Annotated in this window: 23 protein-coding genes and 1 riboswitch; of the genes, 11 read left to right on the forward strand and 12 right to left on the reverse strand. The window is 63.4% G+C overall.

The genetic code is table 11. The features are described 5' to 3' along the window. Positions 1 to 12 precede the first annotated feature (12 nt). From metE to DyAD56_RS06465, 3 genes are all read right to left on the reverse strand, one after another. Positions 13 to 2,301, reverse strand: a complete 2,289-nt coding sequence (gene metE / locus DyAD56_RS06455) for a 5-methyltetrahydropteroyltriglutamate--homocysteine S-methyltransferase (RefSeq protein WP_102301930.1) — start codon at positions 2,299 to 2,301, stop codon at positions 13 to 15. Positions 2,302 to 2,507: 206 nt separating this feature from the next. After that, a riboswitch (cobalamin riboswitch) is annotated at positions 2,508 to 2,742 on the reverse strand. Between the two features lie 60 nt (positions 2,743 to 2,802). Then, positions 2,803 to 3,624 carry an ATP-binding cassette domain-containing protein gene (locus tag DyAD56_RS06460; RefSeq protein WP_102302155.1) on the reverse strand — a complete coding sequence of 274 codons (822 nt, stop codon included), beginning with the start codon at positions 3,622 to 3,624 and terminating at the stop codon, positions 2,803 to 2,805. A gap of 48 nt (positions 3,625 to 3,672) precedes the next feature. Further along, entirely contained in the window at positions 3,673 to 3,891 is a 219-nt protein-coding gene (locus DyAD56_RS06465) for a hypothetical protein (RefSeq protein WP_102301931.1), read from the reverse strand. 85 nt (positions 3,892 to 3,976) lie between these two features. On the opposite strand from DyAD56_RS06465, the gene DyAD56_RS06470 reads away from it, so the two are divergent. Then, a complete protein-coding gene (locus DyAD56_RS06470) occupies positions 3,977 to 4,759 on the forward strand; it encodes an SDR family oxidoreductase (RefSeq protein WP_102301932.1) in 783 nt (260 codons plus the stop codon). A gap of 636 nt (positions 4,760 to 5,395) precedes the next feature. On the opposite strand, the gene DyAD56_RS06475 is transcribed toward DyAD56_RS06470, so the two are convergent. Next, positions 5,396 to 6,031: a DUF4124 domain-containing protein gene (locus DyAD56_RS06475; RefSeq protein WP_102301933.1), complete on the reverse strand. Its 636-nt coding sequence runs from the start codon at positions 6,029 to 6,031 to the stop codon at positions 5,396 to 5,398. Between the two features lie 19 nt (positions 6,032 to 6,050). Continuing rightward, positions 6,051 to 6,995: a DegV family protein gene (locus DyAD56_RS06480; protein WP_199178902.1), complete on the reverse strand. Its 945-nt coding sequence runs from the start codon at positions 6,993 to 6,995 to the stop codon at positions 6,051 to 6,053. A 526-nt stretch (positions 6,996 to 7,521) separates the two neighbouring features. On the opposite strand from DyAD56_RS06480, the gene DyAD56_RS06485 reads away from it, so the two are divergent. The 3 genes from DyAD56_RS06485 to DyAD56_RS06495 all read left to right on the forward strand — a co-directional run bounded on the left by DyAD56_RS06485 (position 7,522) and on the right by DyAD56_RS06495 (position 13,532). Continuing rightward, entirely contained in the window at positions 7,522 to 8,313 is a 792-nt protein-coding gene (locus tag DyAD56_RS06485) for an AMP nucleosidase (RefSeq protein WP_102301935.1), read from the forward strand. A 355-nt stretch (positions 8,314 to 8,668) separates the two neighbouring features. Then, positions 8,669 to 11,635 carry a TonB-dependent receptor gene (locus DyAD56_RS06490; RefSeq protein ID WP_102301936.1) on the forward strand — a complete coding sequence of 989 codons (2,967 nt, stop codon included), beginning with the start codon at positions 8,669 to 8,671 and terminating at the stop codon, positions 11,633 to 11,635. A gap of 37 nt (positions 11,636 to 11,672) precedes the next feature. Next, positions 11,673 to 13,532 (forward strand): tetratricopeptide repeat-containing sulfotransferase family protein, encoded by a 1,860-nt coding sequence (locus DyAD56_RS06495; protein WP_233202311.1) that lies wholly within the window; start codon positions 11,673 to 11,675, stop codon positions 13,530 to 13,532. Between the two features lie 20 nt (positions 13,533 to 13,552). On the opposite strand, the gene DyAD56_RS06500 is transcribed toward DyAD56_RS06495, so the two are convergent. Together DyAD56_RS06500 and DyAD56_RS06505 are read right to left on the reverse strand one after the other, a co-directional pair. After that, positions 13,553 to 15,103, reverse strand: coding sequence for a sulfotransferase (locus DyAD56_RS06500; protein ID WP_102301937.1), 1,551 nt, complete (start codon positions 15,101 to 15,103; stop codon positions 13,553 to 13,555). After that, a complete protein-coding gene (locus tag DyAD56_RS06505) occupies positions 15,100 to 16,632 on the reverse strand; it encodes a sulfotransferase (RefSeq protein WP_102301938.1) in 1,533 nt (510 codons plus the stop codon). Before DyAD56_RS06505 ends, DyAD56_RS06500 begins: the two co-directional genes overlap by 4 nt. A gap of 210 nt (positions 16,633 to 16,842) precedes the next feature. Between DyAD56_RS06505 and DyAD56_RS06510 the strand changes: the two genes are divergently transcribed. Continuing rightward, positions 16,843 to 18,165, forward strand: coding sequence for an aspartyl/asparaginyl beta-hydroxylase domain-containing protein (locus tag DyAD56_RS06510; protein WP_102301939.1), 1,323 nt, complete (start codon positions 16,843 to 16,845; stop codon positions 18,163 to 18,165). A 15-nt stretch (positions 18,166 to 18,180) separates the two neighbouring features. On the opposite strand, the gene DyAD56_RS06515 is transcribed toward DyAD56_RS06510, so the two are convergent. After that, complete coding sequence (locus DyAD56_RS06515; RefSeq protein ID WP_102301940.1) at positions 18,181 to 19,104, reverse strand: sulfotransferase; 924 nt, start codon at positions 19,102 to 19,104, stop codon at positions 18,181 to 18,183. 623 nt (positions 19,105 to 19,727) lie between these two features. Between DyAD56_RS06515 and DyAD56_RS24065 the strand changes: the two genes are divergently transcribed. After that, positions 19,728 to 20,261: a zinc-binding dehydrogenase gene (locus DyAD56_RS24065; protein ID WP_233202312.1), complete on the forward strand. Its 534-nt coding sequence runs from the start codon at positions 19,728 to 19,730 to the stop codon at positions 20,259 to 20,261. A gap of 5 nt (positions 20,262 to 20,266) precedes the next feature. Here the strand turns inward: DyAD56_RS24065 and DyAD56_RS06525 are convergent, their stop codons facing one another. From DyAD56_RS06525 to DyAD56_RS06535, 3 genes are read right to left on the reverse strand one after another with little or no spacing between them, the layout of a single operon-like run. Then, positions 20,267 to 21,178, reverse strand: a complete 912-nt coding sequence (locus tag DyAD56_RS06525) for an ion channel (protein WP_102301941.1) — start codon at positions 21,176 to 21,178, stop codon at positions 20,267 to 20,269. A 32-nt stretch (positions 21,179 to 21,210) separates the two neighbouring features. Then, the gene (locus tag DyAD56_RS06530) at positions 21,211 to 21,735 is read right to left on the reverse strand and encodes a M48 family metallopeptidase (protein ID WP_102301942.1); all 525 of its coding nucleotides are present in this window, start codon (positions 21,733 to 21,735) and stop codon (positions 21,211 to 21,213) included. Beyond that, on the reverse strand, positions 21,732 to 22,004 hold the full coding sequence (locus DyAD56_RS06535) for a hypothetical protein (RefSeq protein WP_102301943.1): 273 nt from the start codon (positions 22,002 to 22,004) through the stop codon (positions 21,732 to 21,734). The genes DyAD56_RS06530 and DyAD56_RS06535 overlap by 4 nt, the downstream gene beginning before the upstream one ends. 53 nt (positions 22,005 to 22,057) lie before the next feature. Between DyAD56_RS06535 and DyAD56_RS06540 the strand changes: the two genes are divergently transcribed. Genes DyAD56_RS06540 through DyAD56_RS06550 form a run of 3 tightly spaced genes read left to right on the forward strand, consistent with a single transcriptional unit; the run spans position 22,058 to position 23,241 of the window. After that, positions 22,058 to 22,540 (forward strand): putative toxin-antitoxin system toxin component, PIN family, encoded by a 483-nt coding sequence (locus tag DyAD56_RS06540; RefSeq protein ID WP_102301944.1) that lies wholly within the window; start codon positions 22,058 to 22,060, stop codon positions 22,538 to 22,540. Positions 22,541 to 22,594: 54 nt separating this feature from the next. Continuing rightward, complete coding sequence (locus DyAD56_RS06545) at positions 22,595 to 23,017, forward strand: hypothetical protein (protein WP_102301945.1); 423 nt, start codon at positions 22,595 to 22,597, stop codon at positions 23,015 to 23,017. A gap of 35 nt (positions 23,018 to 23,052) precedes the next feature. Then, on the forward strand, positions 23,053 to 23,241 hold the full coding sequence (locus DyAD56_RS06550; RefSeq protein WP_102301946.1) for a CPXCG motif-containing cysteine-rich protein: 189 nt from the start codon (positions 23,053 to 23,055) through the stop codon (positions 23,239 to 23,241). A gap of 10 nt (positions 23,242 to 23,251) precedes the next feature. Here the strand turns inward: DyAD56_RS06550 and pncA are convergent, their stop codons facing one another. After that, positions 23,252 to 23,899 (reverse strand): bifunctional nicotinamidase/pyrazinamidase, encoded by a 648-nt coding sequence (gene pncA / locus DyAD56_RS06555; RefSeq protein ID WP_102301947.1) that lies wholly within the window; start codon positions 23,897 to 23,899, stop codon positions 23,252 to 23,254. A gap of 203 nt (positions 23,900 to 24,102) precedes the next feature. Between pncA and DyAD56_RS06560 the strand changes: the two genes are divergently transcribed. Further along, positions 24,103 to 24,477, forward strand: coding sequence for a hypothetical protein (locus tag DyAD56_RS06560; protein WP_102301948.1), 375 nt, complete (start codon positions 24,103 to 24,105; stop codon positions 24,475 to 24,477). Between the two features lie 51 nt (positions 24,478 to 24,528). Next, the gene (locus DyAD56_RS06565; protein WP_102301949.1) at positions 24,529 to 25,728 is read left to right on the forward strand and encodes an MFS transporter; all 1,200 of its coding nucleotides are present in this window, start codon (positions 24,529 to 24,531) and stop codon (positions 25,726 to 25,728) included. Positions 25,729 to 25,735: the final 7 nt, after the last annotated feature.

Genomic DNA, 25,735 nt, shown 5'->3' on the forward strand with positions numbered 1-25,735 from the left:
TGGCGGCTTTTTTTATGCCTCGACAGTGGCCGATTCGCGCATGCGTCGTGCCGACGCGACCATGGCGACGAGGGCTGCACGCACTTCGGTCCAGCCGCGGGTTTTCAGGCCGCAGTCCGGGTTCACCCATAGCTGTTCCGGCTTGAGCACGTCGGCGGCCTTCTGCAAGAGCTCAGTCATCTCTTCGACGTTTGGCACGCGGGGCGAATGGATGTCGTAGACGCCCGGGCCAATGTCGTTGGGATAACGGAACCGCACGAAGGCATCGAGCAGCTCCATGCGCGAGCGGGACGTCTCGATGGAGATCACGTCGGCGCCCATGGCGGCCACGGCTTCGATGATGTCGTTGAACTCGGAGTAGCACATATGGGTATGGATCTGCGTGTCATCCTCCACGCCCGATGCGGTAAGGCGGAAGCTTTCCACTGCCCAGGCGAGATACTCACTCCAGTCCTTGCGGCGCAGGGGCAGGCCTTCGCGCAGTGCCGGTTCGTCGATTTGGATGACGTGGATGCCGGCGGCCTCGAGGTCGAGTACTTCGTCGCGCAACGCGAGGGCGATCTGGCGGCAGGTGGTGGAGCGCGGCTGGTCATCGCGCACGAATGACCATTGCAGCACCGTCACTGGGCCAGTGAGCATGCCCTTCATTGCACGCTTGGTGAGTGACTGCGCATAGCGCGACCAGCGGACGGTCATCGGTGCTGGTCGCTGCACGTCGCCGTAGATGATCGGCGGCTTTACGCAGCGTGAGCCGTAGCTCTGCACCCAGCCGAGCTTGGTGAAGGCAAAGCCGTCCAGCTGTTCGCCGAAGTACTCCACCATGTCATTGCGTTCGAACTCGCCATGCACGAGCACGTCCAGGCCAATGTCTTCCTGGAAACGTACGCAGCGCTCGGTTTCGGCTTCGAGGAAGGCCTCGTAGTCCTCGATGGAAAGCTTGCGGGACTTGAATTGCGCGCGGGCTTCGCGCACCTCATGCGTCTGCGGGAACGAGCCGATGGTCGTGGTGGGGAACAGCGGGAGATGCAGGTGCTGCTGTTGCGCTGCCTTGCGCGCGGCATGCGGTGAACGACGCGACAAGTCGGTCGCGTCGATGGCCGCCATGCGCTCCGCCACGACGGCGCGATGCACGCGTTCGGACTGCTGGCGGGCCAGCTGTTGCTCGCGGGCGGTGTCCAGCGTGGTGTAGGCGCGCACTAGCCCCTTCACAGCATCGGCCAGTACTCGAAGTTCGCCGATCTTCTGCGTCGCGAAGGCAAGCCATGACTTGAGGTCCGCGGGCAGCGCGTTTTCAACGGAGGCATCAACCGGTACGTGCAGCAGTGAACACGACGGTGCAATCTGCACGCGCTTACCGAAGCGGTCGTGAGCACGACGCAACGTCCGGAGTGCGCGATCCAGGTCGGCGCGCCACACGTTGCGTCCGTCGACGAGGCCGAGCGAGATGATCTTTTCCTCGCCCAGTGCGTCGAGCACGGCGTCGAGCTGCTCGGGTGCGCGAATGAGATCGATATGCAGGCCGTCGACCGGCAGCTCCGCAGCCAGAGGCAGATTCTCGCCGAGCGGACCGAAGTACGTCGCAAGCAGTAATTTCGGGCGTTCCACTGCGGTCAGGGCGTGGTACGCCAAGCGGTAGGCCGCGTGATCGTCACCATCCTGATCCAGCACCAGGCAGGGCTCGTCGATCTGTACCCATTCGGCGCCGGCCTGCTTGAGCTTCGCCAACAGTTCCGCATAGACAGGCAGCAAGCGCTCCAGCAGTGCCAGGCGATCGCTGCCATCCACGGCCTTGGAGAGCAGCAGGAAGCTCACCGGTCCCAGCAGGACGGGGCGAGCATCCAGGCCTTGCGCGCGGGCTTCCAGATACTCCGCGACTGGCTTATCGCCGCGAAGGCGGAAGCTCTGTTCCGCGTGGAGCTCCGGCACCAGATAGTGATAATTGGTGTCGAACCATTTGGTCATTTCCAGCGCATGCAGGTCGATGCCGTCGCGCTGCCATCCTCGCGCGAGCGCGAAGTAGCCGGCGTACGCATCGCGCTCGACCAGGGAGCGATAGCGCTCGGGAATGGCATCGAGCAGGAAGGCTGTGTCGAGCACGTGGTCGTACAGCGAGAAGTCGTTGCAGGGAACGACGTCGGCGCCGGCGTCCCGCTGCAATGCCCAGTGCTTTTGCCGGAGTGCTGAAGCGGCTTCTTCCAACTGCTGCGACGTGGTTTCGCCGCGCCAGTAGGACTCCAGTGCATGCTTGAGCTCGCGCCGCGGGCCAATGCGGGGGAAGCCCAGGTTGGTAACGGTAGTCATGTTTGCGTGTCCTCGATTCGTGATGAATGAGGAACGAAGGAACTGCGCCAAAGCGATGCGGACAGCATCGACCTCCACGCCAGCGACCTTCGCCCCCTCGGGCGAACCGGAACAGCCGCGGGCGGGCACGGAGGCGCACGCCGTGGGCGCGGGCCATGGCGCGACATCCGGCCGCTTCCCCTCGGAAGCTCCAGGTCTGACAGAAGGACGAGCCTTCTGGCCGGGGCAGGTCTTCGGGCTCGTGGACATGAAGCACGTCAATGCTTCGCCTACTGTTCGCCGCTTCCCGGCCGAAAGGGCCAGTGCTTATGGCGAAGGTCGTTTCCACACACCGCTGCGGGGCAGCGCCGGAATTGGCCCTTACGGGCCGCACCGGCTTCCCTTTTAATTTCATCCTTTCATCGCGATGAAAAGATGAAAACCACCAGCGGCGCAAAAGTACGCCCGCGCGCCAGGGCGCGTCAAGCGATTTCCGCGGGGGGATTGGACGGCCAGACGGCCTTATGCGATCGCTGCGCTGTAATAGTCGCCGTGGCGTTCCACGCACACGGGCATGCCGAATGTTTCGGAAAGCAGGGCGCCGGTGAGCACGTCGTGCTTGGCACCTTGCTTGTGCAGGCGTCCGTCACGGAGTAGGGCGACCTGCTGGATCTCGGGGAGAATCTCTTCTACGTGGTGCGTCACCAGCAGCAGCGTGGTGCCCTGACGCGCAAGGCCGCGCAGGTTCTCCAGGAAACGCCGGCGGCTCGCCATGTCCAGGCCCGCGCAGGGTTCGTCGAGCAGCAAGGCGCGTGGTTGATGCACCAGTGCGCGAGCAATGAGCACACGCCTCGCCTCACCGGTGGACAGGCTGGCCATGGTGCGCCCAAGTAGATGCGTGGCGCCGGCTTGATGCAGTGCTTCGTTCGCTCGCTCGCGCATGGTCCGCGTGACGTAATGGTCGAGCCCCAGCCGTTGCGCGGCGAAGAAGCTGGACAGCACGGCTTCGGAGACTTCGAGCGTCGCGTCGGTGGTGCAGTCGTGTTGCAGGGAGGGCGACACAATACCGAGCAGCCCGCGCAGATCGGAAACGTGCCAACGATCGCGGCCGAATACACGCACCGGAGCGCGGCCGTCTTCCCGCGCGAGCGGGTACAGCTCGCGCGTGATCAAGCGCACCAGCGTGGACTTCCCCGCGCCGTTGGCACCGAGGATGGCGGTGTGCTGGCCAGCGCCAATGCGCAGGCTGAAGCGATCGAGGATCAATCGGTCACCGCGCATCACGCTGGCATCGTCGATGTCCAGCAGTGGCGCGTTGGCAAGTTCGTCGTGATGGGCGTTCATGCCGGACACGATGCTCGTCCAGACGTCCATTTGCCAAGTGCCGAACATTTACTGCTGTGCTGCCTCGATCTGTTGCTGCTGCTTCTTCGCCTGTTCGTCCACGGTCTTCTGCACATCCGCCGCGCGTTGCTCGTCCTTCTTCATGTCGTCCCACGGCGTCGCCACGCGCGCGGCGCTGGCGGCAGCGGGGGCGGACTCCGGTGCGGGCGCTTTGCCGGAGCAGGCGGTCAGGGAGAGCAGACAAAGCAGGGGGACTAGTCGTTTCATGGAAGGCCTCTCCGATGGAAGGTCACACCTGCATGGTAGCGGGCCATGCTTGGCGCAGAACGTGTACAGGCTCTAAGCTCGACGCATGAACGCACGCATCGATGCCTGGCAGCTGCAAGGACACACCGCCCTGATCACCGGAGCCAGTAAGGGCATCGGTTACGCCACTGCCCGTGAATTGGCTGGCCTCGGCGCCAACTTGCTGCTGGTGGCACGCGATGCTGATTACCTGGAACAGGTGCGTGTGGAGTTGCTGGACGACTTCCCAGGCATCGAGGTGTTGGCGTTCGGTGCAGACCTGGGACAACAGGAAGATCGCCTCGCCGTGTTCGACTGGGTCGCCGATCTCGGTGCGCCGCTTTCCCTGCTGGTGAACAATGCCGGTGGCAACCGTCCCGCGCCGACGCTGGCGTATCACGAGGACGAGTACCGGGCGATCTTCGAGCAGAATCTGTTCTCGGCCTTCGAGATGTGCCGGTTGGCGCACCCGCAGCTCGTGCAGCACGCCAATGCAGCCATTGTGAATGTGGGTTCCGTCTCAGGCGTGACGCATGTGCGCACGGGATCGCCCTATGGCATGACCAAGGCCGCCCTTCATCAGCTCACCCGCAATCTGGCGGTGGAATGGGCGGCGGATGGCATCCGTGTCAACGCGGTAGCGCCCTGGTACATCCGCACGCAGCGTTCCGAGCCGGCGCTTGCCGACGACGAGTACCTCGATGAAGTACTCGACCGCACACCGCTGCGCCGCATTGGCGAGCCGGAGGAAGTAGCCGCGGCCATTGCTTTTCTCTGTCTGCCTGCGGCGAGCTATGTCACCGGCCAGGTGCTGGCGGTGGATGGGGGCTTTCTCAACTACGGGTTCTGACTCGCCGTTCGCATGGGCTTAGTCACGCGGCGAAAAGACGAGCCAAACTGGCGCTGATCGCGCGTTTTCCACAGCGAATGTGGATGGGCGCATGGCAAGCCTGTGGATAGGCCGCGCAAGTGCACGCCACGGTTGAAGTTTCATCATCATGCGCAAAAGATCGACAGCGGCCGATGGTTTTCCACAACGAATGTGGATGGCCTCTTGGCAAGCCTGTGGATAGTCGATGCAAGTGCGTGACAGTGCGAGATTTTTATCATCGTGCGTACTTTTACAGCAGCGCTGACGCGTGGATTTCCACAGGTTATGTGGATGGCCTATGGGCAAGCCTGTGGACAGTTGATGTAAGTGCACGCCGGTACGAGATTTTCATCTTCGTGCGCATTTTTGCGCCAGGCTTGGCGCGGCCTTTTCCACAGTAAATGTGGATGGGACCCGGGTAAGCCTGTGGATAGGCGATGCAAGTCCATGTCGTAGCAAAGCTTTCATCATCATGCGCAGATTTGCAGCAGCTCGTGTAACTGTGTTTTCCACAGCGTTTGGGGAAACCCTGGTGGCAAGCCTGTGGACAAGCCGTCATTGGCCTTGTGCAGCGTAGACTTGCATGACATTGCGCAAAAAATGAGCAGTCGTAAATCAACAGCTGCGAAGTTGCCCACGCAACTCCTGCTCGCGCTGCTCCAACGGAGGCTGATCACTCTTGAATGCGCGCCTGAGCTTGCTCTCGATGTCGTCGTACGCATCACGTAGGGAGCGGCAGGTCTCGGCTCGCGTCAATGGGCGGCACTGGTCCTGTACCCAGACGTAGTAGTTGGCGATGAGTCCGGGCGTAACGCGTCCGCGGTTGAGCTCGGGAGCGGATGCGCCGGCGGCGCCTGGTCCACCGTAGGCCTGCGAAAGAGGCAGTTGTGCGGCGCCGAGAATGCCGTAGGGCACCTGATAGGGCTGGGGATCACCGTTCTCGCTGGTGTACGTCTTGCCGTCGGTTGCGCGTACGCATGCATACAGGACGGGCAACGACGACTCGATCGGCGGTGGCGGTAGTGGTGGCGGAGGTGCCATGTCGGCCTCCGGCGCAGGGACAGTCTCTGGCTGTGCCGGCGTGTAGGCTGGGGTATCGTCTAGGTGCAGCACCTGTTGGCGCTGCTGGCCTTGGCACGGCTTGTCCTGGAATGACACCTTGCCGCTGGCGTCGGTGCATTGGTAGGCCGTGCCCGCGACGGCGGGCAGGCTCAGCAGTAGGAGCGAAGCGAGAAAGCACAGGCGGATCATGCCTATCCTCCCGGCAGTCTCAGAACTCGGCGACGTGTTCTTCAGCGGCGAAGCCGAGCGTCACCGCACCTTCGCCCACATTAACCATGCCGGTGATACTCATCGGCGCTTCCATCAAATCTACGCCGCACTCTTCGCACGCCGTGCGCAGTTCTGCATAACCGGGCAGCTTGGCCAGTTCAGCCAGATCGCCGCCGTAGCTCACGCATACCGCGGGTACCAACAGGCCGGCGTGGACGCGTTGCGCGGCGTAGTTGAAGAGTGTTTCCGCACCGTGCTCGAAGCCACGCACCTTACCGACCGGGCCTGTTTCGCCGCGATAGCCGCGCAGCAACGGCTTGATGTCCAGCGCTGAGCCAAGCATGGCGCTGAGCAGGCCCACGCTGCGGTCGCCTTTCTTCTTGGCGCGGGCACGCAGGTAGTAGAGGTCGCGCGGCAGCATGTAGCCGTACGAGTTGTTGGCTACATAGGTGAGGCGTTCGCGGATGGCTGCGGGTTGTTCGCCCGCCTGGATCAGGCGCGTGGCTTCGACGATAGCCGGTCCTGAACCCGCAAAGAGTGTGCGGGTATCGATGACGCGCATCAGGAACGGACCCGAGAGGTTGTTCTTCTCGCGCACTTCGCGGTAGTGCTTGAGTACCGCAAAGCTCGCCTTGATCACATGCTCATTGATGGCGCTGCGCGTGGCGGTGATGGTGAGGCAGAACACACAATCCTGCTCGAGCACCAGTTTCTCGAGGAACAGCTTTTGCACGTCTTCGACGGAGCAGGGGATGGTCTCGGCCGAATGGCTCCGGTTACCAAGGTTGCGATCCAGGAAGCGGTGCAGCTCGACCTGGTTGCGGTTGTCCATGAAGACTTCGTCGTCGACATGGATGGTGATGGGCATCACCGCGATGTTGTGTTCTTGCAGGAATGCCTGTGGCAAATCACAGGCTGCATCGATGGCCAGACCCATCCGCATATTGAAGACTCCCCAGTTTGGCTCATGATGCCATGGGTTTCGCCGCGCCATGGAAATCGCGATTCGGCTGGGGAGGTGCCGCCAGAGATGTGCTTCCGTGGTTTAGAAGGGGCACCGCGTCGCGCGGATCGACGGATCTCATCGGGCATCTTGGCTCTCTCCGGCAAACGTTGGTTGGTTCGACGGGGTGTCTTTGCGCTTGATGCGAGCCCCCAGGCAGTTACCGATGCAACCAATGACCTCGCAAACAGCAGTCCATATGGATAGACATATAAGTAAGGTGTGGCTCGTACTCGCAGATGACTCCGTTGTTGTCCATGTCGTTGGCGCACCGGCCCGAAGGGATGGCGGTAGACGTGGGTCACGGTGGTGCATGACCGGTCCCGATCCGGAATTTGTCGTCAAACCCATCCAGAACAAGTCGCTCACCCGCTATTATGGGAAAACATATCTGGCATCGTGCCGGCGTGGCGTCGCCGGTAACGCGCAACAAAGCCTTTTGTTGCGCTGACCTCATGGGGTCTCAATGAAGGACAAGCAGGAGATCGTCTCCAACTGGCTGCCGCGCTATACCGGCACGCCTGTGGAGCAGTTCGGCCAGCATATTCTGCTGACGAATTTCGGACACTACGTGGACCTCTTCGCCGAATGGCATGGGGTGGAAGTGCAGGGGCGGGATCGTCCCATGCCCAACGCCACCGCCGACGGCATCACCCTGATCAATTTCGGCATGGGCAGCCCCAATGCGGCGACCGTGATGGATCTGCTGAGCGCCATCCATCCCAAGGCTGCAGTCTTCCTGGGTAAATGCGGGGGGCTCAAGAAGAAGAACGCCATCGGCGACCTGGTGTTGCCGATCGCCGCCATCCGCGGCGAAGGCACCTCCAACGACTATCTACTCCCGGAGGTTCCGGCGCTGCCGGCCTTCCAGTTGCAGCGCGGCGTATCCACCATGATCCGCGACCTGGGCTACGACTACTGGACGGGTACGGTGTACACCACCAACCGCCGTGTCTGGGAGCACGACGAAACCTTCAAGGAATATCTGCGGCGCACCCGCTGCATGGCCATCGACATGGAGACCGCCACCATCTTCGCGGCGGGCTTCGCCAACAAGATTCCGTGTGGAGCGCTGCTCCTGGTCTCCGATCAGCCCATGATCCCCGAGGGCGTTAAGACGGAATTAAGCGACCGGAGCGTGACGACGCAATTTGTTGAACGCCACATACGCATTGGTATTGAAGCCTTGAAGCTGGTTCGGCGTCGGGGACGCAGCGTAAAACACCTGCGTTTCGAGAACGACGGCATCGCCGACTGAATCTCACGGAAATCAGTGGTCTGGCGTTATACGAAATATCGCGTCAGGCCGCTTTCACCGTGGCTTCACCCCATTCCAACGAAGGTCGCTGCACCGCAGCGGACGCGGGGACGCCAAAGGGGTTCTTATTTCCGAGTCAGATAATTCGCAAGTTAATGCGATATCTGTCGCGACATAGTAACTTCTTGCTGTATAGATTTTATTGACTATCTGTAAGTAAAGCGTGATAAATGCCAAGCGCTGTGGGCTGCCATTCGGTCGGTCCACACCTAAATTGTTTGGGTGAATCGGGCGCGGGTTTGAGGCGGGGAAATCTTTCAAACCCAGTCAATATAAATAACGGGAGGGTGTTCTCATGAAGTTCGGGGAAAATAAACTGTGCACGTCGGTTCGCCTGGCTCTGTCGCTGGGTATGCTCGCAGCGAGCGCCTACGGCACTACCGCTTTCGCGCAGGACGCGCAGTCGCAGTCCAACACGCCGGCACCGGCTGATCAGTCCAAGAGCAAGACGCTCGAAACGGTCACTGTGACCGGTTCGCTGATTCGTCGTGTGGACGTCGAGACGGCCAGTCCCGTCGTGACCATTGACCGCGCCGCCATCCAGGCGACGGGTAAGCTCACCCTGGGTGACCTGGTGCAGCAGCTGCCGGCCATGACCGGCGGCGCGGTTAACCCGCAGACCAACAACGGCGGCGGTACCGGTGGCTCGTCCATCAACCTGCGCGGCCTGGGTTCGCGCCGCACGCTGATCCTGATCGACGGCCAGCGCCTCCTCAGCAAGGATCCGAACGCCATTCCGGCCGATGCCATCGAGCGCATTGAAGTGCTGCCGACCGGTGCGTCGGCCACTTACGGTTCGGACGCCATCGGCGGCGTGGTGAACTTCATCACCCGCAAGAACTACCAGGGTGCCACCTTCACCGCGAACGTCGGCTCGTCCGATCGTAACGACGGTGACCAGGCTGGCTATACCTTCACGTTCGGCCAGACGTCCGATAAGGGCAGCATCATGGCCGGCCTGAGCTACAACAAGCAGGACGGCGTGGAGGCGGCCAACCGCGCCTTCTCGAAGAACGCGCTGACCCTTTCCGGCACCCAGGTGTACGTGGGCGGTTCGTCGCGTACCCCGGTGGGCCACATCCAGGTTCCCCAGTCGGTGCTGGGCCAGGCGGGTATCAGTTGTGCGAGCGGCTACGTCTCGCTGAGTGCGGGCGGCAACCCCACCGTGCTCAGCCCGGCGAACTACCATTGCTATGGTAATTCCGACAAGTACAACTATGCGGCGGTCAACCTGATCATGACCCCGCAGGAGCGCACTGGCGGCTTCCTCAATGGTGAATACCACCTGGGTGACCACGTCAATGCGTACGTGGACGCGGTTTACGAAAAGACCTCGTCCAACTTCCAGCTCGCTCCCGCCGTGTACGGCGCTGGCGTGACCGGCGCGACGGTCGATCCGAAGAACGGGTTCAACGTGTTTGGCGGCGGTGCGGGTTACGGTACCGCTAACGGCTATCAGTTCGGTCAGCGCCTGACCTCCGCCGGCGTGCGCGAGGCGTTCAACGGTCGTACCGATGCCCAGATCAATACGGGCTTCAAGGGCGACTTCACAGTTTGGGACAAGAACTGGAACTGGGACGTCGGCTACAACTACGGCCACGAGAGCGTTGTGACCACCACGGCCGGCCTGATTGACCAGAGCCAGCTGTACACTGGTGCTTCGACGCTGGGTGCTAATGGCGTTGCAAGCGGCCCGAATTGCCCAAGCGTTGCAGCCTGCCAGTTCAACCCGTTCGAGCCCAACTCGAGCGCCGCCAGCATCGCTGCGGTCAAGGCGGCCAGCGTCACGGCGCCGTCCAACAGCTACATCATCGAGCGCACCTGGCACGCCGGCATCAGCGGCGAGCTGTTCAGCCTGCCGGCAGGCGCCGTGCAGCTGGCACTCGGTGTTGAAGACCGCAAGGATTACCAGCACACCGTGCCGGCTCCGCAGCTGACGATCGACCCGACTACCGGTAGCTGCGCACTGGGCAGCCAGTGCTTGAGCGCCGTGCAGGGTGGTTACACCACCAAGGACATCTACACCGAAGCGTTCATCCCGGTGCTGGCTGGCCTGCCGGGCGTGCAGTCGCTGAACCTGACCATTGGTGACCGTTACTCGAAGATCGGCAGCTTCGGCAGCACGAACAACTTCAAGTTCGCGTTGGAATACAAGCCGATCGATGACCTGCTGCTCCGCGGCACCATGGAAGACGTGTTCCGCGCGCCGAACCTGACCGAGCTGTATGTCTCGGGTACGGATGCTCCGCTGATCCACTCCGATCCGTGTAACGGTTACACCGGCGCCCCGGCAGGTTCGCCGCTGGCCTTGGCCTGTAAGAACGTTCTGACCGATGGTTCTTTCCAGAACTCCTTGACCGCCGCAGGTGCATCGCAGGCAAGCACCGTTATCCAGGGTTCGCGCGTGGCCGGCTTCGACGTTAAGCCGGAGCACGGCAAGTCGTATGACTTCGGCCTCGTGTATAGCCCGTCCTACGTGCCGGGCCTGTCGACCACGATCGATTTCTGGCGTGTGAACCTCAACAACACCATCACTCAGGTCGGTCTGCAGAGCCTGCTGAACCTCTGCGCTGCTGGTTCGACGATCTATTGCCAGTTCATCCAGCGCCAGGGCGGCACCAACCCGGCGACCGCCGGTCAGCTGCTGGGTTCCACGGTTGAGCCGGTGGGCAACATCGGTAGCCTGAACACCTCGGGCATCGACTGGTCGGCCAACTACAAGCTGCCGCAGTTCTCCTTCGGCCAGATCAACATCGGCGTCAACGCGACCTACCTCAAGTACTACGACCAGAGCACGGCTTCGGCTGCCGAGGGCGGTGTCACCTACAAGGATGCAGGTCACCTGCTGGCCTACGGCTCGTCGGCCGCAGCAGCCTGTCCGGACAACGTTGGCGTCTGCTTGTTCCCGCGCTGGCGCGCACAGGGCTTCGTGGATTGGCAGGGTGGTGGCTGGAGCGCCCAGTGGCGCATGCGCTACATTGGCCGCTTCCAGAACGGTGCCCCGACGGGTTCGCCGCTGGATAGCGCACCGAATGGCACGTCTGGTTCGATCCTGAAGTACGGTGCGACGGTCTACAACGACGTGTCGATCGGCTACAACCTGGCCATGATCAACACCCGTCTGGACTTCGGCGTGAACAACCTGTTCGACAAGCAGCCGCCCATGCTGTACGCGAACAACACGCTCAATGCCAATACCGACCCGGCTGACTTCGACCTGATGGGTCGTTACTACTGGGCTCGTGTGACGGTCAAGTTCTAAGCCGTTGATATAAGCGTTAACCTTGAGGGCCGCGTGAATGTTCACGCGGCCCTTCTTTATGTGTGAAGCCATGGTTTCCGACGAACTTCCCCAGATTGGTGCCGCCATCAATGGCGGCCATCCCGAACGCGCCGAGCAACTGAGTCGTGCCGCACTGACACGTCATCCTGGTGATGCCGACCTCACGCTGCTGCTTGCCATAAGCCTGCATATGCAGCGTCGCGTACATGACGCCCTGCCGCTGTATGCAGAATTGGCGCGGGGCTCGGATAGCAGCCTGAACTGGAACAACTATGGCGCGGCTCTGCAGGCAACGGGCGATAGCGGCGAGGCCGCCAAGGCTTTTGCGCGGGCGGTCGAACTTGATCCGAGCAATCTCGATGCCAAGAGGCAACTTGGCCTGCTGTTGATTGAACTACGCGATTACCTGACAGCACGCCATCTTCTGCTGGATGTGCTGGCCGCCATGCCTGACTCCCTGGCGGCCCGCGTCGACGCGGCACGAGCCTGCTGTCATTGCCAGGACGAGGAAGGGGCGACGGATATCTTGCGCCGCTGGCGCCAGTGGGTGCCTTTCAATGACGACGACCTGCAACTGTCGCTGGCTCAGGTATTGACGCTCAAGAACGATATTCCCGACGCTGTCGAAGTACTGGAGGATCTCCTGGCACGCTGGCCAGGCCAGTTGGACGTGCGCTTGTTGCTGGCCAACCACTATGAACGCCTCAATCGCCTTGCTGATGCCGACGCTGTGCTCGTACCGGTGTTGCGCGCCGGGTCTGGTGCGTCGGACGTGCAGGTCAAGGAAGCCCGTCATGTGCTGGCGACGCTGGCCCTGCGGGCGGGCAACGCCGCCGCTGCGCGAGATTTACTGGAGAGCACCGGGCCGGAGGGGGGCAACAGCTTCAACCACTATTTCCAGCTTGCCGCTGCTTATGACAAGCTCGGCGAGACGGTCAAGGCCATGGACGCACTGCATGTAGCGCATCGCATGGAGGCCGCCGAGCGCAGTTTCGATTCGCCTGAGTTCTTCGTGCCCGGCGCACCCGCCATGCCGGTTGACGCACCGCGCGTCACCGCTGAGCAGTATGCGCGGTGGCCTGCGTTGATCGCGCCGGAGATGCGTGACTCGCCGATCTTCGTGGTGGGGTTCCCGCGTTCGGGCACGACCTTGTTGGAGCAGGTGCTCGACGCGCACCCGCGCCTGCAGTCTATGGACGAGAATCCGTTCTTCAACCGGCTCGCGGGGATTCTCGGCAATCACGATCGCCGCATCCTTGACGACTTGAGCGTGCTGCGCCAGTTCGACACAGACGAGCTGCGCAAGCGTTACCACGCGATGGTGGACGAGCGTATCCGGCGCAACTGGGATGCGCGCCTGGTCGACAAAAATCCCTTGAACATGCACTGGCTGCCGATGATGGTTCGGCTGTTTCCGGAGGCGAAGTTCATTCTTGCCGTGCGTCACCCGTGCGATGTGCTCCTGAGCTGCTATATGCATAGCTTCCGTTCCAGCGGGTTGGCGGCGGCCTGCAGCAGTCTCGAGCGCCTCGCGCATGCCTATGTGGAAACCATGCAATGCTGGCTGGACGAGGTGGATATCCTGCGTCCGTCAGTGATGGTGTCCCGCTACGAGGATCTGGTCGACGACTTCCCGCGGCAGGTGTCGCGCGTGGCGGAGTTCCTCGAGCTCGACGACACATCGGCCATGCTCGGCTTCGACGAGCACGCGCGGCGCAAAACGTACATCGCAACACCGAGCTACTCGCAGGTGATCGAGCCGGTCAATCGCAGGGCCGTGGGCCGTTGGCAGAAGTATCGCGGGCAGTTCGAGCCATTGCTGCCGATCCTTGAGCCCATGCTTTGCCACTGGGGCTACGACACCGCTCCGGCCTGAGTCGCCGGAGCAGGCTCGATCTAGCCCGGGCCCAGCGCCGCCAGCTCCGGAAGGTAAGCGGCGTAGTGCTGCCAGCGTCCCACGGAGCGCGTGTAGACCGCTTGCCGTGCCTGCCAGGCGCTGGCCGTGGCAATGCTGTGGGATGCCACCTGGCGCGCGCCGGGCGGCAGGGCGGTCAGTCCAAGCCATTGGGCAATGGCGGGCATCACTTCGTCCGGCGTGCTCGCCAACGCCTCGTAGGACACGTTGAGAAACGACGAAGGGTAACGCTTGCGCCAGTGCGCGGCGAGACGGCGACAATCGCGTATGACCGCTGCAATGTCGCCGAAGTCGTACGCGTAATCGTGAGCGGCGTCGTTGAACGACTGCATCCACAGGGACAGTGCGGTATCTCGCGCATCACGCTCGCAATGAATGAAGCGCGCGTTGGGCCATAAAGTCATGGCCAGATCAACGCGCAGCAGGTTCATCGGCTGCTTGTCGATATACCAGTACGCCTTGTCGTCGTCCTGCAGCCATTGCCGGGCGCAGTCGGAGGCGATTTGTTCCAGTACCGGGTGGGTGTTGCCGGATGCCGAAGAAAGGCGTTGCTCGGCATGTTCGAGCCATCCCAGTTCGCCCCGGTTTTTTACGCCGGGGTATAGCGCCAGGCGTTCCGCAAGCAGAGTAGTGCCTGATCGCGGCACGCCGACGATAAAGACCGGTGCCCAGTCCGCTGGCGGTGGCAGGATGGTGTCGCGGGGTTGGCTGGCGAGGCGCGCGTCGACGGCCCGTTTCCATCTTTTGCGCGACCAGGTGGAGTTGGCATGCGCAAGGGCATTCGCTTCGCGCAGGTAGTGGGTTGCGCTGGCGTATTCACCCAGATCGTCATGCGCCTTGCCTAGTGCGAACAAGGTGGAGCGGCGGGTGGTTTCGTTCAGTGCGGGGCGCTGGAGCAATTCCCTGAAGAAGGTGAAGTCAGGGTGGCTGGCATCCGTATAGCGTTGGAGGCCGGAGAGGCCTAGAGGGATGTTCCAGTCCACGGCCGCTGGCTCGTGGGCGAGCGCATGCGCGTAATGCTCGCGCGTAAGTGCGAACTTGCCCAGCTGGATGGCCAACATGCCGGCATAGGCATGAAGGCGTGGGTCATCCTGACCCGAGTCGATGGCGTTCTCGCAGATCGCGAACGCTTCGTCTGGACGGCCAAAGTCATCAAGCATCTCGATGGCGCGGATGACTGTATCGACGTCGTGCTGCCCATGCCCGAACAGCGCCTGCATGACATCGCCGATGGCATGCAGGCGACCCTGTTCGCGCAACAGTTGCGCGAGGAGGAATGTGGCGCCTTCATCGGTGGGATGGCATGCGAGCCAGTCGCGCAGCAATTGTTCGGCGGCATCATGTTGTCCAGACTGCCAATGCAAGCCGGCCCACCCCAGCCGAATATCGGATGATTCGGGAAAGCGCGTGGCGGCCTCGGTGAACAGGGCAAGTGCGGCGGCCGGCTCACCGTTCAGCGCCAGCATGCGTCCATGGCTAAGCCACGCTTGTTCCGGTGCCCCTTCCAGCGACGAAGGCACGGCCAGGGTCATTCGCGGAATGCCGGCAGCCCGAGCGAGGCACGCAGGGGGTCGAGCAGAGCGCCATAGCGTTGCGAGCGCGCCGTATCCGAGCGCATGGGCTGACGCACCTGGGTGGCGCTGGGCGAGCGCACCACGCGTTGGTTTTCGTGGAAGTTCAAGGCGGCTTCCTCGAAGGGAAGTCCACAGAACGCCAGCAGCTCGCGAATCTGCGTTTCCGGGTCGGCCACCATAGCTTCGTAACTGTGTTCGCGCACAAAGTCGGGATGAAGCGCCGTACTGCGCGATACGCTGCGGTCAAAGTCGCGCCAGAAACTGGCGAGATCCTCGAAGCTGCGGCTGTAGCCGTTGTTGCCGTCCAGCGGCTGGCGATAGCACGAGAAGCAGGTTTCCAGCGGGTCGCGACGCACGGCGACGATGCGCGCGCCCGGCAGCATGGCGCGTATGGCGCCAATGTAGATCCAGTTGCTGGGCAGTTTGTCGGTAAAGACGGGACGCTCGTTACGCCAGTGCGCAGTCCGGTCGAGATAGCGTTGGCCCAAACGCTGCCAGTCTTCCGGCGTGGCTTCGCGGGCCCATTGTGGAATGGGTTTTCCGCCCAGCCGCCGGGTCTCTTCGGCGAGTACCTGCGAGAGATCCGGCAACTCGCCACCGCCTTCGACGGAGGAGTGCGAGGCCAGGATCTGCTCGACAAGGGTGGAGCCCGATCGCGGCAAACTCACGATGAAGATCACTTCGCTGCCCTGTGGCGCCTTGCTTCCGACGGGCACCGGTTCAAAGGCGTCAGAGATCGACTTCACGCCCGCGGAGAAGCGCGGGGCATCCCACGCCTGATAGCGGCGCGCTGTTGCGTTGGCCTTGGCGAGCGCGTCGATAGCGTTTGCGTACTGCCCCTGGTCGTCGAACGCCTTGGCGAGTGCGAAACCCGTGGTGACGCGATCGCTTTCGGCAGTGTCTGCTCGCTGCAGCACGGACTGCATGCTGGCGATGTCGTTGTCGTCGAAGCGCTGCGTACGTAGGTCGGCCAGCCCCCACCAAGCAAGGCCGAAACTGGGGCGCATGGCCAGGAGTCGGCGGTACTCAGCTGCGGCCGCCACCACGTCGCCACGCGTGCGCAGCAGGTCCGCGAGCAGTGCGCGCGCGGCGACCAGATCCGGCGCCAGCGTCACTGCGCGCTGCAATGCTTCGGTGGCCTCATCGTTACGCACCGACTTGGTAAGCATCACTCCCAGGTTGTACCAGGCCAGGGCCAGCCTGGGTTCCAGTTCGCAGGTGCGGCGCAGGGCGCGTATCGCGCCTTCGTAATCACCGGCGGTGCCCAGCAGCGAACCGAGGGTGTTGTGGTAAAGGGCATCTTGCGGTCGCTGCGCCAGGGCGCGTTGCATCAGGCGCACGGCTTCCTGGTGCTGTCCGCGCAGGCTGTGGACGCCGGCCTTCATGCGCAGGACTTCAGGGTGGTCCGGATAGGCGGCCAGGGTGCGCTCGAGCTGGCGGTCGGCTTCGTCGGCACGTCCGGCCTCGATGGCCTGGGCGGCAGTCATAACTTGCTGGGCAGCCGTGGGCCCCAGTCCTTGCAGTCGCGGATTCATCAATAGCCCGGTCGAGAATGATGTCTACGCCGCGTATCTTCCTGCGACGCCAAAGGTGCATGCGGCTCGTCAAAACATGCTTATTATGCATATACGCACGGCAGCAAAGACTGCAGCGTTTCGGGGATAGATGGCAGCAATGCCTTTAAGCGCGGGGTAACAATGAGCAACGGTGTTGAAGGGGGAGTGGCGGCGCTGCGTGAGTCGGCGTTGCACGGTCTGCGCACGGGGGATGTGGCCGTCGCCGAACAGTCGTTTGCGCGGTTGCTGGAGCAGGTGCCGGATGATGTTGAGGCGCTGCAGTTCCTGGCCGCCAGCCGCCTGATGAGGGGGGATGCGCTGGGCGCCGTAGCCTTGCTCCAGCGCGCAGCGAAGGCGCAGCCGCAGAACCCGGACATTCTTCATCAGATGGGTGCGGCGGAAATGGCGGCCGGCCATATCAGTGGGGCGATCGACACGCTGCGCCGATGCCTCGACGTGGCGCCGGGCCTGTTCGTGGCCCGCCTGCGCCTGGGCATGGCGCTCGAGCAACTGGGTGACCAGCACGGCGCAGTGCTCGCCTATTTCGGTGCCGTCAACGGCGCGCAGGCACACGGTCGCTGGATGAGCGATGCGACGACGGCACCGGGGCTGCGCGATTCCGTGCACCATGCCATGCGCATGATCGACGTCGGGCGGCGCAGCACGTTCGATGCCGTGCTCGAGCCCCTGCGGCAGCGTTACGGCCAGGGTGAACTGGCGCGCGTGGAGCATTGCCTGGCCATCTATCTGGGCGAAAGGCCGGCCAACATCCCGGACGCCCGCCAGAAGCCAAAATTCCTTTACTTCCCGGATGTTCCGAGCCAGCCCTATTACGGCCGCGAGCGTTTCCCCTGGCAGGCCGACCTGGAGGCAGCCACCGAGATCATCCGCGAAGAACTGCTCGCCGTACTGGCTGAGCAGCAGCCGCTGCTGCCGTTTCTGGGTAACCAGAGTGCGGACGAGCTTAAGGGGCACTTGCGCTCATCGGGGGCGCAACCGGCGCAATGGGATGCCTACTTCTTTTATCGGCATGGCGATCGGTTCGACGAACACCATGTGCGGTGCCCTCGCACCTCGGCCGTGCTGAATCAGGTGCCGTTGGTGCGCATCCGCGACCACGCGCCCGAAACGCTGTTCTCGATGCTGCGTCCGGGAACCCACATCCTGCCCCACCGGGGTGTGACCAACACGCGCCTGGTGACGCACCTGCCCTTGATCGTGCCGCCCGAGTGCGCGATCAACGTTGGTGGTGAGCTGCACGAGTGGAAGGAAGGTCGTTGCGTGAGCTTCGACGACACCTTCGAGCACGAAGCCTGGAACCGTAGCGACCGTACCCGCGTGGTGGTGATCCTGGACAGCTGGAACCCCGACCTTACCGAGGCCGAGCGTCTGGCGGTCACCGATCTGGTCGAGGCCATCGGTGACTTCAACCGCGCTAGCGAAGTCCCGGTTCCGAGCGGCTGAACCGGGTGAGGTGGCTCAGCCGACGTTGGCTGTCGGTATCCCGGCGGTTTTGAGCGTGCGGGATACGGGCGGCGCGCGAGTGGCTTGGCACTGCGCCCGCAGATCCTCATAAGAGGCCAGGCGGCTGTGCAGCCAGCGCTGCAGTTTGGGGCCGAACAGGCTGTCGACCTTGCGGTCGGCCTCGCGCACCTGGCCCCCGATGGCCGAGAGCTTCCAGGGTTCGTCTTTCAGATTGGCGATGGGCTGGTGGTTGGCATTTTCCAGCGGTGCATCCGGTGGCAGCTCGAGGAAGGCGCAAAGACGCGCCCATTCGCTATCCGGCTGGCGCACCAGATCCTCCAGGAAGACAAAGTGATGCTGGGCACGCCCGACGTGCTGACCATGGATCTCCATCGCGCGATTCCAGCGGCGCGCCCAGTGCACGGTACCGCCGCCGAAGGCATCGTCGTTCTCAAAGCGCAGGTAGACGTCGGCCAGCGATGCCAGCACGTCCATGCCCCGCCGTACCACGTGGACGAAGCGGGCGTCAGGCGCAGCAGCTTCGATTTCGGGGATGTAGAGGAGATGGTTCGGGGTCTTCTCCAGCCACATGGAGCGTTCGGCCGAAGCGGCGGAGCGGTCCAGCACGGCGAGGAAACGCTGGGAAAGACTCTGGTGGTGATAGGTCGGCAGCATGGCCGGCCGCTTACCGGTCAGTTGCACATGCAGCGCGGCGTAGGTTTCGCGCGCATGGCGGCGCGTAAGCCCGAGGGTCTGGCGCCAGCGACGCAGGCGGCGGATATGCATGCGCGCATCGCCCCAACGCATGGTCAGGTCCCCATGCAATTGTTCGAAGAACGCGGTTTCCGGCAGCGTATAGACCTCAGGGTGTCGAGCCAGCAGCGCCTGGACAATAGTGGTACCGGAACGCGGGCAACCCACGACAAAGGTACGCCGCATGGCGCTGTCTCCTGAACGATGACCGCGCCGTTGCGGTCAATGGGCCTCAATAACGCGCGATTTTGCGTTACGTTGACGCAGAATACAGGTTCCCGTAAGGAAAAGACGACGCCGCTGTCACTTTTGATCCTGATCTGTTGGCGGCAGCGAGCTCCCTGATTAACCTGTCGTCCTTAGTCCCGTTCGGATGACCCGATGCACGCACTGACGTTTGACCACTTTGGCCCTGCCGGCGTGCTGCGCTGGACCGAGCGTCCAGACCCGGTGCCCGGCCCCGGTCAAGTTCTGGTGCGGATGAAGAGCGTTGGGCTCAACTTTGCCGATGTTTACCGGCGTAATGGCAACTATCACCTCAGTGGAGCGGCACCTTGGGTGCTGGGCTACGAAGGGGCGGGCGTGGTGGAGACGGCGGTAGATGGGGACGCGCGCTTTCCCGTCGGTACCCGCGTCGGCTTTGCCGACATGCCGCACGCCAACGCGGAACTGGTCGTGGTGGACCGCGACCGCCTGATTTCCCTGCCCGATGACATCGACAACGACACAGCCGCTGCCGTTCTGCTGCAGGGGCTGACGGCCCAGTACCTCGTCACCGACAGCTTCGCTGCGCGGGCGGCGACGTCGCCGTGGTGCATGCCGCCGCAGGCGGCGTGGGCCTGCTGCTGGTGCAGATGCTCAAGTCGCTGGGTGCAGTGGTGCTGGGCATCGCCTCGAGCGAAGCCAAGCGCGACGCGGTCATCACTGCGGGCGCTGATGCGGCCGTGGGGTACGGGGAGTGGGTACAGGCCGCGCGTTCGTTGACCGGCGGTCACGGCGCGAATGTTGTTTACGACTCGGTGGGGCGCACGCTCGCGGACAGCCTGGCGGCGGCACGTATTGGTGGCACCGTGGTGTTCTATGGCATGGCGGCGGGCGATCCCGATCCGGTCGATCCGCGCCTGCTGATGGACCGCTCGCTCACCCTGACGGGCGGCGACCTGTGGAACGTGCTGACCGGGCCGGAAGTGCGGCGCGAACGGGCGGCGATGCTGTTCGAGCAGATTCGGCAGGGTGCAGTGAAGCCGCACATTGCCGCGCGTTTTCTGCTGCGGGATGGCGCTCGTGCGCACGAGTATCTGGAAAGTCGTGCCGCCATCGGGAAAGTACTGTTGACGCTGTAGCGCGCTCAGAAACGATCGCTGTCCTCATCCGCTTCCACCGGCAGCACCTGATGGAAGACGCCATAGTCGATGTGGCTGATGCCTAGTTCGTCGTCGTGCACCAGATCGACGTAGCGATGGTTCCAGCGCCACTCGCGATAACTCCACTGGCGGCGGGCGAGCATCGACTGCGAAGTGGTTTCGTCGATGCCTTCGATGCTCAGCATCAAAGTGGCCTCGGTGGCCGCCAGGTCCTCCGCGCTCATGCCATGCAGTGGGCTGCCTTCGTCGATGACGTGCATCAGGCTCCAGCTCAGCGTGAACACCGGGTGGCGGTCGCGCAACAGCGTGAGGTCGTGGATGCGGCGCAGGCGAAAACCTTCTGGCGAGGTTTCGCGCAGCAGCAGATGCAGCTTCGCAGAGGCTGCGGCAATCACGTTCTGGCGTGCGTTGGCTGCGCGAATCATCAGCGTGCGCTTGCCGTGCACGAGGCGGATCACCGGATGATCGGCAAACATCATCTTGGCCCGCGGCCGCGAGAAGCGGGCAAACACCAGGCCGGTCACCAGGGCGATGCTCAGCATGCCGAAAAAGATCTCTACCGTCGCCACCAGATGGCCGTAGAGCGTCTGCGGGTGCATGTCGCCATAGCCGACGGTCGCCAGCGTTTCCACGCTGAAGAAGAATGCGCCGGCGAAGTTGGAGGGAAACTGATTGGCGATGGCGTGGTCGCCCAACTGGTAAAGCAGGCCGAACAACGCATTCAGCGCCAGGAACACGGCCGCGGCAAGCCCGAAGAACGTCGGCCAGCGGATGGTGAGCGCAGAATGGTAGATGTCGTCCCAAATGCGTTGCGTCAGCCCTTCGCTGACGAACGGCCGTCCGCCGATCTGGATGGTGCGGGGACGATTAAGCCACTGATGGAACCAAGCGGGCATGAGCGATACCGATCGGGAGGGGCACCGCCATTCTATCGCGGCGCCTTTGTCTGAAGCAGGGCGGCGGCCTGTACATCACGCCAGGTGAGGTACAGACGAAGGTCGAATTCCTGCTGGTGGTAATCCGGCTGCATGTACTCGCACAGCTGATAGAACGCCTTGTTGTGCTCGGCTTCCTTCAGGTGCGCCAGCTCGTGCACCACGATCATCTTGAGGAACTCCGGCGGCGTATCCCGGAACAGGGCGGCAATACGGATCTCCTTGCGCGCCTTCATGCGGCTGCCGTGCACATGGGAGATAGCCGTGTGCATGCCCAGCGCCTTGTTGATCACGTCGAGCTTGCTGTCGTACCACACGCGGTCAATGTCGGGCGCGTTTCGCAGGTGCTCCTGGCGCAGCGCATTGGTGTAGGCATAGAGCGCCTTGTCGCTCTGCACTTCGTGGCGGCCGGGGTGGCGTTTCTGCAGGTACTCGCCCAGCTCACCGCGGTCGATCTGCTGGCGCACCTTATCGAGCAAGGCCGGCGGGTAGCCGCCCAGGTACTTCAATGCGGTCACGGTGCCGGTGGCTCGTCATCAAAGCCGGTGTAGCCCTCGGGGAACACCGGCGTACCGTCGTCTTCCAGTGACTCGATGGCGTCCAGCGCCTTGGCCGCCGCTGCTTCAGCAAGGTCCTTGTCGCGGAAACTACGGTTCTCGCAGACCGCGAAATACACGGGGAAGCCAGCACGTCCGAGCGGCGATACCACCACGCAGGCGCTGTAGCGCGAGCCCTCGGCGATGGCCGTGGCGCGAACCGCGTAGTGGTCGAAAAAGCGTTCGGTCATGTCGGTAGTCCGCAGGGGTGGGGCGATCATTTTAACCGGCCGGGTGTGCCACCATGCGCGCCATGCCTGTTTCCGCTCCCCGGCTCGTCCTCGATACCAACGTTGCCCTCGACCTGTTCGTGTTCCGCGACCCCGCCTGCGATCGCCTGATGGACGCGTTGCGGGAGGGCACCGTGGCCGCCGTGGTGGACGAACCATGCCGCGAGGAATGGCTGGCGGTGCTGGAATATCCCGCCTTCGGGCTAACGGACACCGCGCGCGGCGACGCCGTAGCGGCATTCGATCGCTGGGTGGCCCTGCTGCCCGCGTCCGCCCTGGTGCCGCCACCGGCGGTGAAATTGCCGCGCTGCGCCGACCCGGACGACCAGAAATTCCTCGAACTGGCATTGGGGGCGGGCGCGCAATGCCTGCTCAGCAAGGACAAGGCCTTGCTGCAGTTGGCCCGCCGGACGGCGCGTGAGGGCTGGTTCCGCATCCTGTGCCCTTCGGCATGGGAACCAGCCCCCGCCGTAAGCGTACGATTCACAACAGGTTGATCGCGTCTTCGCGATGCTCGGACAGCTAACTTTCGGATCAAGTGGAGTGTGGTGATGAAGATCATGCAGAACGTGGCAGGTGCGGCGGTGTTGGTGGCCATGGTGGCGCTGACCGGTTGCGGCGTGACCAACGACCACGACAAGGTCATCAAGGACGTGGTGTCCAATCGCCAGTTCCTCTACCAGGCGCCGGGCGATGGCAACGCCACGCTGCAGATCGTGCGCGCCAATGGCTATTTCGGCGGCGGCTGCTCCAGCCAGGTGGTGATTGACGATAAGTTCGCCGCGCAGCTGGAGACCGGCGAGCAGGCCACGCTTTATGTGCCCAGTGGCGCGCACACCGTGTCGCTGCGCAACTCCGGCGCATGCCACAAGGTGAGCAGCGATGCACACGTGGATACCACGCTGGCGGCGGGTGAGAGCGCGACCATCGAAGTCAACAAGTGGGGCTCGTCGCTGGCGCTCGCCAAGCGCTGAACGACGCGTCGACCCGGACAAATAACGTGAGCGACATGCTCGAAGCCGTCCTCATTCATTGTCCCTACTGCGGCGAAGCCATCGAGATCCTCGTCGATGGCTCCGCCGGCAGCCAGCGCTACTTCGAGGATTGCCAGGTCTGCTGCCGACCCATCGACGTCAGCGTAAGCATCGACGAGGACGGCGAGCCGCAGGTCAGCGTCGGCTCCGAGGATGACGCCTGAGAGACTGGCGTCAGGCCAGCTCGGACGAATCGACCACGCCCACGCCCATGTTGTCGAAGCGCACGCGCGTGGAGAGATCGGTGTCTGGCGATACGGGACGCGTAAGGTCCCATAGCACGTGCGTGCGGTAGCCCAGTTCCACCGCGTCCTGCGCCGTCCACAGCACGCAGACGTCGCGTGCCAGCCCGCACAGATAAACCTCGTCCACGCCCTGTTCGCGCAGCCAGCCATGCAGCGGCGTGGAGGGGCGCTTGCCATGCGGCCCGTGGTTCTCGCGGAAACCGCTGTACGAATCCACACGAGGGTCGTCGCCCTTACGGATCACCGTATCCAGGTGCGACCAGTCGATGGAGGGGTGCAGCTCCGCGCCGGGCGTGTGCTGCACGCAGTGCGGTGGCCAAAGCGTCTGGGCGTGGCCGTAGAGCGGAATGCGGTCGAAGGGCTCGCGCCCAGGGTGCGACGTGGCGAACGACACGTGGCCGGGCGGGTGCCAGTCCTGGGTGGCGACGACGTGCTTGAAAATGTCGCGTTTCAACAGCTGATCGATGCCCGGCACGATGGTGTCACCCTCGTGGCAGGCGAGCGCGCCACCGGGCATGAAGTCCGGTTGTACGTCGACCAGGATAAGGGCGGCGCGGCTGCTGATGGGCGGTTTCATGGTCGCGTCAGGTCTCGCAAAAGGTTGCGCTGGAAAGTCTAGCGAGCCTGGCGCCGGTGAGGTGTGATGCGCTCGACGCGGGATCCCGCGGCGATGCAAAACGTTCAGGGTTGAAAACCTTCTAAAGTGACCTCGCCAATTGCGCGGTCAGGCGGCCGTCGCAGGCATAATTGATCCCACGGCAGCCGATGGGAAACAGGGGCATGTTCTTCGATCAATCCTGGATGGGGTACGGGTACGTCGGCTCGCTGGAGGCCGGCGCCATCGCGCTGGTCATCGCCTTGCTGGTCTACACCGTGCTGCACCTGTTTGGGCGTACCCAGGGATGGAGCCAAGCTGTCGAGATCGGCTGGGCCACCCTGATCGCCATGGTGCTGGCTAGCGGCAACGATTTGTGGAACCTCGTCTATTTCAATTACGGGCGCGTGCAGTCGCTGCAACTGCTGCGCGTGCGCCTGGCCGAAGTACACGACCCGGACAACCTTGGCGGCCGTGTGGTGGCCGAGTTCATCGGCGTATGCATTGGCGTCTACCTGGGCTGGCTGGTGGCCAGCCGCCGGCGGCGCCAGTCCGAGTGACGCGGTCGACGCCCATCGCGGCTATTTTTTTCTTGTCCCAAAGTAGTACCCATGAATGCTCACGTTGAACCCGGCGCCAGCGGATCGCCGCTGACCCTGCGCATTGTCCAGATCGTCCTTTTCACGTTCCTGGCGTACCTGGTGATCGGCATGCAACTGGCGGTGCTGCCGCCGTTCGTGCATAACGATCTTGGTTTTGGCGCAGTGCTGGCAGGGTTGGTCATCAGCACCCAGTACGTGGCCACGCTGCTCAGCCGCGGCTTCGCCGGGCGCACCTCGGATACGGCCGGTCCCAAGCGTGCCGCGTTGATCGGCCTGACGGCATGCGCCGCCAGCGGCGTGCTGATGATTGTCGCGGCCCTGTTGCGCGGCTGGCCGGTGGCGTCGGTTGCAGTGATGCTGGTGGCCCGTCTTGCACTCGGCATGGGCGAAAGCTGCGTGGCCACGGGTTGCATCATGTGGGGCATCCGGAGCGTCGGCGCCCAGCACACGGCCAAGGTCATCTCCTGGAATGGCATTGCCACCTACGGTGCGCTGGCGGTGGGCGCGCCGTTGGGCGTGGTGCTGACCGGTGCGCTGGGTTTCGCCAGCATCGGCGTGGCGAGCCTGGTGCTAATGGTGGTCGGCCTAATGCTGGCATGGCGTCGCCCCGCGGTGCGAAGCGAAGCTGGCGAGCGTATGCCGATGCATCATGTGTTCGGCCGCGTTGCCCCGTACGGCATGGGGCTTGCGCTGGGCTCGGTCGGTTTCGGCGTCATCGCCACCTTCATCACCTTGTACTACGCGAGCGAGGGATGGTCCGGCGCTGCGCCGACGCTCAGCATTTTCGGTGTGTGTTTCGTCGGTGTGCGTCTGGTGCTGGGCTGGACCATTGCGCACTTCGGCGGTTATCGCACAGCGCTGGTGTCCCTGCTGGTGGAGTGTGTCGGCTTGGTCGTGCTGGCCACGGCCAACCATGCCGGTGTGGCGATGCTGGGTGCCGCGTTGAGCGGCGTCGGCTTCTCGTTGATCTTTCCCGCGCTGGGCGTGGTGGCGGTGGAGCGCGTGAGTGCGAGCAATCGCGGCGCAGCGCTCGCCGCGTATTCCGTGTTCATCGACGTAGCGCTGGGTGTCACTGGCCCGCTGGGCGGCTGGATTGCTTCCGGCGGGCGCTATGCACCGATGTTCGTGGTGGCGGCGGCCATGTCGCTGGCCGCGGCGTTGCTGACGGGCGGCCTGTTCGTGGTCTACGGCACCAAGGCCGAGGGCTGATCAAGGA

The sequence above is a fragment of the Dyella sp. AD56 genome (genome assembly GCF_002878475.1).
Classification (GTDB): Bacteria; Pseudomonadota; Gammaproteobacteria; order Xanthomonadales; family Rhodanobacteraceae; genus Dyella.

Excerpts from the sequence above, each read along its gene's own strand:
- metE (WP_102301930.1), bottom strand. The coding sequence starts at position 2,301 with ATGACTACCGTTACCAACCTGGGCTTCCCCCGCATTGGCCCGCGGCGC.
- DyAD56_RS06560 (WP_102301948.1), top strand. The coding sequence starts at position 24,103 with ATGTTCTTCGATCAATCCTGGATGGGGTACGGGTACGTCGGCTCGCTG.
- DyAD56_RS06460 (WP_102302155.1), bottom strand. The coding sequence starts at position 3,624 with ATGAACGCCCATCACGACGAACTTGCCAACGCGCCACTGCTGGACATC.
- DyAD56_RS06525 (WP_102301941.1), bottom strand. The coding sequence starts at position 21,178 with ATGCCCGCTTGGTTCCATCAGTGGCTTAATCGTCCCCGCACCATCCAG.
- DyAD56_RS06500 (WP_102301937.1), bottom strand. The coding sequence starts at position 15,103 with ATGACCCTGGCCGTGCCTTCGTCGCTGGAAGGGGCACCGGAACAAGCG.
- DyAD56_RS06545 (WP_102301945.1), top strand. The coding sequence starts at position 22,595 with ATGAAGATCATGCAGAACGTGGCAGGTGCGGCGGTGTTGGTGGCCATG.
- DyAD56_RS06540 (WP_102301944.1), top strand. The coding sequence starts at position 22,058 with ATGCGCGCCATGCCTGTTTCCGCTCCCCGGCTCGTCCTCGATACCAAC.
- pncA (WP_102301947.1), bottom strand. The coding sequence starts at position 23,899 with ATGAAACCGCCCATCAGCAGCCGCGCCGCCCTTATCCTGGTCGACGTA.
- DyAD56_RS06470 (WP_102301932.1), top strand. The coding sequence starts at position 3,977 with ATGAACGCACGCATCGATGCCTGGCAGCTGCAAGGACACACCGCCCTG.
- DyAD56_RS06510 (WP_102301939.1), top strand. The coding sequence starts at position 16,843 with ATGAGCAACGGTGTTGAAGGGGGAGTGGCGGCGCTGCGTGAGTCGGCG.
- DyAD56_RS06515 (WP_102301940.1), bottom strand. The coding sequence starts at position 19,104 with ATGCGGCGTACCTTTGTCGTGGGTTGCCCGCGTTCCGGTACCACTATT.
- DyAD56_RS06505 (WP_102301938.1), bottom strand. The coding sequence starts at position 16,632 with ATGACTGCCGCCCAGGCCATCGAGGCCGGACGTGCCGACGAAGCCGAC.
- DyAD56_RS06480 (WP_199178902.1), bottom strand. The coding sequence starts at position 6,995 with ATGCGGATGGGTCTGGCCATCGATGCAGCCTGTGATTTGCCACAGGCA.
- DyAD56_RS06565 (WP_102301949.1), top strand. The coding sequence starts at position 24,529 with ATGAATGCTCACGTTGAACCCGGCGCCAGCGGATCGCCGCTGACCCTG.
- DyAD56_RS06550 (WP_102301946.1), top strand. The coding sequence starts at position 23,053 with ATGCTCGAAGCCGTCCTCATTCATTGTCCCTACTGCGGCGAAGCCATC.
- DyAD56_RS06475 (WP_102301933.1), bottom strand. The coding sequence starts at position 6,031 with ATGATCCGCCTGTGCTTTCTCGCTTCGCTCCTACTGCTGAGCCTGCCC.
- DyAD56_RS06495 (WP_233202311.1), top strand. The coding sequence starts at position 11,673 with ATGTTCACGCGGCCCTTCTTTATGTGTGAAGCCATGGTTTCCGACGAA.
- DyAD56_RS06490 (WP_102301936.1), top strand. The coding sequence starts at position 8,669 with ATGAAGTTCGGGGAAAATAAACTGTGCACGTCGGTTCGCCTGGCTCTG.
- DyAD56_RS06465 (WP_102301931.1), bottom strand. The coding sequence starts at position 3,891 with ATGAAACGACTAGTCCCCCTGCTTTGTCTGCTCTCCCTGACCGCCTGC.
- DyAD56_RS06535 (WP_102301943.1), bottom strand. The coding sequence starts at position 22,004 with ATGACCGAACGCTTTTTCGACCACTACGCGGTTCGCGCCACGGCCATC.
- DyAD56_RS06485 (WP_102301935.1), top strand. The coding sequence starts at position 7,522 with ATGAAGGACAAGCAGGAGATCGTCTCCAACTGGCTGCCGCGCTATACC.